Origin of the sequence: Ensifer sp. ZNC0028, from assembly GCF_000799055.1 — a bacterium.
Taxonomy (GTDB): Bacteria; Pseudomonadota; Alphaproteobacteria; order Rhizobiales; family Rhizobiaceae; genus Ensifer.
The window spans coordinates 41,998-48,683 of record NZ_JTLA01000073.1; the positions used below are offsets into that span (position 1 = coordinate 41,998).

Consider the following 6,686-nt stretch of genomic DNA (forward strand, 5'->3'; position numbering starts at 1 on the left):
TCGTCTGTCGAGCCCAAAGATGCGGCTTGACGCAAGTCCGCCCGCACGACAGCTTGGGCCAATCGGACGCAACCCTCTGGAACTCCATGACAAAGCTGATCATCTTTACCGACCTGCACATGGTGCCCGAGGGCACGACGATCATCGGCCTCGATCCGTATCAGCGGCTGGCCAACGGCATTGCCCATGTCAACCGCTACCATGCGGATGCGGACCGGGTGGTCTTCATGGGCGATCTCACCCACCATGCAGACCATGCGTCCTACCAGCGCCTGAAACGGCTGATCGATCAGCTGACGCCGCCGGTCGCCATCACTATCGGCAATCATGACCGGCGCGAGGTGTTCCGCGAGGTCTTTGCCGACGCGGCGACCGACGAGAATGGTTTCGTGCAGCAGGCAATCGATTTTGCCGACTGCCGTATCCTCCTGCTCGATACGCTGTTTGCCCCGCCCTATGATTATCCGACCAGCCATGCGGGTGTGCTGTGCGCCAATCGGCTCGCCTGGCTCGACAGGCAACTGGCCGATGCCGGCGACCGGCCGGTGCTCATCTTCATGCACCATCCGCCGCACAGGACGGGCTTTAGCGGCATGGACATGATCCGGCTCGCCAACGAGACGGAGTTTTACGACCTCGTCCAACGGCACGGCAATGTGCGGCACATCTTCGCCGGCCATGTGCACCGGACGATCGGTGGCTCCTGCCGCGGCATCCCGTTTTCGGTCTTCAAGAGCCCTGTACACCAGCAGCCGATGCCCTTCGATGCACCCGACGCCTCGCTGTCGGTCGACGAGCCGGCCGCCTATGGCATCGCCGTCGTGACCGACGATGGCGTGCTGGTGCATACGGAGGACTACGAGATCGCCCGCCGCGACGCCGCCATCGCGTAAGGGCCATTTCAGACCGCGGACCTTCATGCTAGTTTGAGGCCATGACCGAACCCGTATCCCTCGACGAAAGCTTCGATTGCCAGAGCTGCGGCGCCTGCTGCGCCTATTCGGCCGACTGGCCGCGTTTCTCGCTGGAGACGGACGAGGAACTCGACCTGATCCCGGCGGAATATGTGTCCGCCGACCTCGGCGGCATGCGCTGCGAGGACGATCGCTGCTTGGCGCTCAGCGGCAAGCTCGGCGACCATGTCGGCTGCAAGATCTACGCGATCCGGCCGATCGTCTGTCGCACCTGCATGCCCGGCGACGACGAGTGCCTGATGGCCCGCGAGAAGCACTTCGGCAAGGCCGCATAACACCGGATCATCCGGTGATTTTGCGAACATTCCGCATCCTCTGCGGCGCCGCACGCACCGGACGGTGAAACATTCCGCGAAAGATCAAATTTGCCGGATGGATGTACGGCGAAAGGAAGCGTATTTTCCGGCCACGATCGGGCGCGCGCTGCGCCCTTCAAACCGCTTCCCGGAGGATAGCGCTCGATGAGCCAGACACCGCTTCACAAGACCACTGCAGAGACCGGCGCGTCTCAGGCTCCCTTTGCCGAATTCGCCCCGCCGGTTCGACCGCAGAGCACACTGCGCCAGGCGATCACCGCCGCCTACCGCCGGCCGGAAACGGAAGCACTGCCGGCACTGGTCGAAGCTGCAACGCTCGACGCGGCCACCCGTGCCGCCGCCGCCAAGACCGCCCGCAAGCTGATCGAGGCGCTGCGCGCCAAGCACAAGGGCTCGGGCGTCGAAGGACTGGTGCAGGAATATTCGCTGTCGAGCCAGGAAGGCGTGGCGCTGATGTGCCTGGCCGAAGCGCTGCTGCGCATCCCGGACACGGCAACCCGTGACGCGCTGATCCGTGACAAGATCGCCGACGGCGACTGGAAGTCGCATATCGGCGGCGGCCGCTCGCTGTTCGTCAACGCCGCCACCTGGGGTCTCGTCGTTACCGGCAAGCTGACCTCGACCGTCAACGACCGCAGCCTTTCCGCCGCCCTCACCCGCCTGATCGCCCGTTGCGGCGAGCCGGTCATCCGCCGCGGCGTCGACATGGCGATGCGCATGATGGGCGAACAGTTCGTCACCGGCGAGACCATCGACGAGGCGCTGCGCCGCTCGCGTGCGCTCGAACAGAAGGGCTTCCGCTACTCCTACGACATGCTTGGCGAAGCGGCGACTACGGCTGCCGATGCAGAGCGCTACTATCGCGACTACGAGCAGGCGATCCACGCCATCGGCAAGGCATCGGCCGGCCGCGGCATCTATGAAGGCCCCGGCATCTCGATCAAGCTTTCGGCCCTTCACCCGCGCTATGCCCGCTCGCAGGCCGCGCGCGTCATGGAAGAGTTGCTGCCGAAGGTGAAGGCGCTCGCCGTCATCGCCAAGAAGTATGACATCGGCCTCAACATCGACGCGGAGGAAGCCGACCGTCTCGAACTTTCGCTCGACCTGCTCGAAGAGCTGTGCCTCGACAAGGACCTCGCCGGCTGGGCCGGCATGGGCTTCGTCGTCCAGGCCTACGGCAAGCGCTGCCCCTACGTGCTCGACTTCATCATCGACCTTGCCCGCCGCGCCGAACGCCGCGTCATGGTCCGCCTCGTCAAGGGCGCCTATTGGGATGCCGAGATCAAACGCGCCCAACTCGACGGCCTGGAAGATTTCCCGGTCTACACGCGCAAGATCTACACCGACGTTTCCTACATCGCCTGCGCCAAGAAGCTCTTGGCCGCGACCGACGTGATCTTCCCCCAGTTTGCCACCCACAACGCCCAGTCGCTCGCGACCATCTACGAAATGGCCGGCAAGGACTTCAAGGTCGGCAAGTACGAGTTCCAGTGCCTGCACGGCATGGGCGAGCCGCTCTATGACGAAGTCGTCGGCAAGGGCAATCTCGACCGTCCCTGCCGCATCTACGCCCCCGTCGGCACCCATGAGACGCTGCTCGCCTATCTCGTTCGCCGCCTGCTCGAAAACGGCGCGAACTCCTCCTTCGTCAACCGCATCGCCGATCCGAAGGTGTCCGTCGACGAGCTGATCGCCGATCCGGTCGAGATCGTCCGCGCCATGCCGGTCGTCGGCGCGCCGCACGACCAGATCGCGCTTCCCGACAACCTCTTCGGCGACACGCGGCGCAACTCGGCCGGCCTCGACCTTTCCAACGAAGCCGGCCTCACCTCGCTGACTGCCGCACTGCAGGCAAGTGCTGCCGTCGACTGGAAGGCCGTGCCGCAGCTGGCAACCGGCCCCGCCTCCGGCGAAACGCGTGCCGTCGTCAACCCCGGCGACCACCGCGATGTCGTCGGATCGGTCACCGAAGCCTCAGAAGCCGACGCCCGCCAGGCCGCAACCCTTGCCGCCAAGGCGGCCAGCAGCTGGGCTGCCGTTTCCCCAGCCGAGCGCGCCGCGTGCCTCATGCGTGCCGCCGACCTGATGCAGGCGCGTATGCCGACCCTGCTCGGCCTGATCTCGCGCGAAGCCGGCAAGTCGCTGCCGAACGCGATCGCCGAAGTGCGCGAGGCGATCGACTTCCTGCGCTACTATGCCGAACAGACGCGCCGCACGCTCGGCCCGGCCCACAAGGCGCTCGGACCCATCGTCTGCATCAGCCCGTGGAACTTCCCGCTGGCGATCTTCGCCGGCCAGATTGCCGCCGCACTCGTTGCCGGCAATCCGGTGCTGGCAAAGCCGGCTGAGGAAACGCCGCTGATCGCCGCCGAAGGCGTGCGCATCCTTCACGAGGCCGGCATTCCCGCCGACGCGCTGCAGCTGTTGCCCGGTGACGGCCGCATCGGCGCGGCCCTGGTTGCCGCCCCCGAGATCGCCGGCGTGATGTTCACCGGCTCGACCGAGGTCGCGCGCCTGATCCAGGCGCAGCTTGCCGACCGGCTGTCGCCTTCCGGCCGGCCGATCCCGCTGATTGCCGAGACCGGCGGCCAGAACGCCATGATCGTCGACAGCTCGGCGCTTGCCGAACAGGTCGTCGGAGACGTCATCGCCTCGGCCTTCGACAGCGCCGGCCAGCGCTGCTCGGCGCTGCGTGTGCTCTGCCTTCAGGAAGACGTTGCCGACCGCACGCTTTCGATGCTGAAGGGCGCGCTGCACGAGCTGAAGATCGGCCGTACCGACCGGCTCTCGGTTGACGTCGGCCCCGTCATCACCGCGGAAGCCAAGGGCATCATCGAAAAGCACATCGAGACGATGCGCGGCCTCGGCCGCAAGGTCGAGCAGATCGGCCCTGCCTCCGGCACCGAGCAGGGCACCTTCGTGCCGCCGACCATCATCGAGCTCGACAAGCTCTCGGACTTGAAGCGTGAAGTCTTCGGCCCGGTGCTGCATGTCATTCGCTACCGCCGCGATGATCTCGACCGGTTGATCGACGACATCAACGCCACCGGCTACGGCCTGACCTTCGGCCTGCACACGCGCCTCGACGAGACGATTGCCCACGTCACCTCGCGGGTGAAGGCGGGCAACCTCTATGTCAACCGCAACGTCATCGGCGCCGTCGTCGGCGTTCAGCCGTTCGGCGGACGTGGCCTCTCCGGTACCGGCCCGAAGGCCGGCGGCCCGCTCTATCTCGGCCGTCTCGTCGCCACCGCCCCGGTGCCGCCGCAGCACAGCTCGGTTCATACCGATCCCGTTCTGCTCGACTTCGCCAAGTGGCTCGACGGCAAGGGTGCCAAGGCGGAAGCCGAAGCCGCCCGCACCGCCGGCAGCAACTCGGCCCTCGGCCTTGCCTCCGAGCTTCCGGGCCCGGTCGGCGAGCGCAACCTCTATGCGCTGCATCCGCGTGGCCGCGTGCTGCTAGTTCCGGCGACGGAAACCGGTCTCTACCACCAGCTGGGTGCCGCCCTTGCCACCGGCAACACCGTCGTCGTCGACGCGGCTTCCGGCCTGCAGGCGTCGCTGAAGGACCTGCCGGCGAGCGTCTCCGCACGCCTCTCCTGGTCCAAGGACTGGGCAGCCGATGGTCCGTTCGCCGGCGCGCTTGTCGAAGGTGACGGTGCCCGGGTGCGCGAGGTCAGCAAGACGATCGCCGGCCTGCCGGGCCCGCTCGTTCTCGTCCAGGCAGCCTCGAGCGAAGAGATCGGCAAGAACCCCGACGCCTATTGCCTGAACTGGCTGCTCGAGGAAGTCTCGACCTCGATCAACACGGCGGCTGCCGGCGGCAATGCCAGCCTGATGGCGATCGGCTAAAACCACAGCTCGACGCACGCCTTCCCTACTCAAGAGGGCGCACTGGAACTTCTCCTCCCCCCACCGTCGGTGCGGGGGGAGGCAACCACGTCCACACCACCTCATCCCTGTGCCCCGTCACAGGGATCCAGCCGCGCCGCGTCGGCGGCGCGAAAGAATGTCTCAACAAAAATGAGTCTTCCCACGGCGCAGACGCGCCGTGACTGGATTCCTGTGACAAGCACAGGAATGACGGTGGGAGCCACGCGGCCTCAATTACAGCGCCGCGCCAGACCCGGCGCTGATCCAAACCATTGTGGCGGCGCCCCCAACAATCCGCTATCAGCTTCTCAAGAAACGGAAGCAGCCATGTTCACCCTCAAGCGCATCGAAACGGCAAACCAGGACGTCAAGAAAAGCCGCTTTCTGGCCTTTGCCGCGCCCATTGCCGACGAACAGGCTGCGAAAGACTTCCTCGCCTCCCATTCCGATCCCAACGCGAACCACAATTGCTGGGCATGGCGCATCGGCCAGGCCTATCGTTTCAGTGACGATGGCGAGCCGAGCGGTACGGCCGGCAAGCCGATCCTTGCAGCCATAGACGGCCAGGAACTCGACCGCGTCGCTGTCGTGGTCACCCGTTGGTTCGGCGGCATCCTGCTTGGCAGCGGCGGCCTGGTGCGCGCCTATGGCGGCACGGCGGCGCTGTGCCTCAGGGCCGCGGAAAAGGTCGAGATGATCGAGACCGTACGCGCCACCGTTGGCCTCGACTTTTCCGACATGGCGCTAATCAAGGCGCGGCTTCTCGCGCGCGATGTGGCGATCAATAGCGAAAGCTTCACCGACAAGGGGCCCTTACTGACCGTCGAGCTGCGCAAGGACGAGGCAGAAGCGATCCTCGCCATGGTCGTCGACCTCAGCCGCGGCAAGGCGGTGGTTTCGCTAGACGACTAGCCTCTCGGGTCCGAGAAACCTCGCGACGCCGCACCGATCGGAACGACCAAAAGATGTGCGCGGATCTCTGCGTCACATCTCACGCTAATTTACTCGATCCAAACAGTCATACTAGAAGCGCCCCAGCCAGCGTATGATCCGCGACGCACAACAGGAGACAGCACGATGCAGACGAGAGTTCTTGGCAAGACCGGCGCAACCATATCCGAGATCGGCTTCGGCGCCTGGCAAATTGGCGGCTCCTGGGGCGATGTCAGCGAGGCGGACGGCAAGCGGGCGCTCAATGCCGCGCTCGACGCCGGCGTGACCTTCGTCGACACCGCCGACGTTTATGGCGACGGCCGCTCCGAAAAGATCATCGCGGCGGTGCTGAAGGAACGCGGTGGCGACAAGCCCTTCGTCGCGACCAAGGCCGGCCGCCGGCTGAGTCCGCATGTGACCGAAGGCTATACGGGCGAGAACATCGAAGCCTTCATCGACCGCAGCCTAACCAATCTCGGCGTCGAGACGCTCGATCTCGTGCAGCTGCATTGCCCGCCGACCGAGGTCTATTATCGGCCGGAGCTGTTCGGTGCGCTCGACCGGCTCGTCGCCAAGGGCAAGATCCGCC

5 protein-coding genes are annotated in these 6,686 nt (G+C 65.7%); all 5 read left to right on the plus strand.

What is annotated here, in order from left to right; translation table 11 throughout:
* The first annotated feature begins 86 nt into the window (after nt 1–86).
* On the plus strand, nt 87–893 hold the full coding sequence (locus L981_RS17555; RefSeq protein WP_043618899.1) for a phosphodiesterase: 807 nt from the start codon (nt 87–89) through the stop codon (nt 891–893).
* A 41-nt stretch (nt 894–934) separates the two neighbouring features.
* A complete protein-coding gene (locus L981_RS17560) occupies nt 935–1,249 on the plus strand; it encodes a YkgJ family cysteine cluster protein (RefSeq protein WP_043618902.1) in 315 nt (104 codons plus the stop codon).
* Between the two features lie 186 nt (nt 1,250–1,435).
* The gene (gene putA, locus L981_RS17565) at nt 1,436–5,143 is read left to right on the plus strand and encodes a trifunctional transcriptional regulator/proline dehydrogenase/L-glutamate gamma-semialdehyde dehydrogenase (RefSeq protein ID WP_043618904.1); all 3,708 of its coding nucleotides are present in this window, start codon (nt 1,436–1,438) and stop codon (nt 5,141–5,143) included.
* A 348-nt stretch (nt 5,144–5,491) separates the two neighbouring features.
* Nucleotides 5,492–6,076, plus strand: a complete 585-nt coding sequence (locus L981_RS17570) for a YigZ family protein (RefSeq protein WP_043618907.1) — start codon at nt 5,492–5,494, stop codon at nt 6,074–6,076.
* A gap of 165 nt (nt 6,077–6,241) precedes the next feature.
* A partial coding sequence (locus tag L981_RS17575) for an aldo/keto reductase (protein ID WP_043618910.1) occupies nt 6,242–6,686 on the plus strand: 445 nt, incomplete at its 3' end.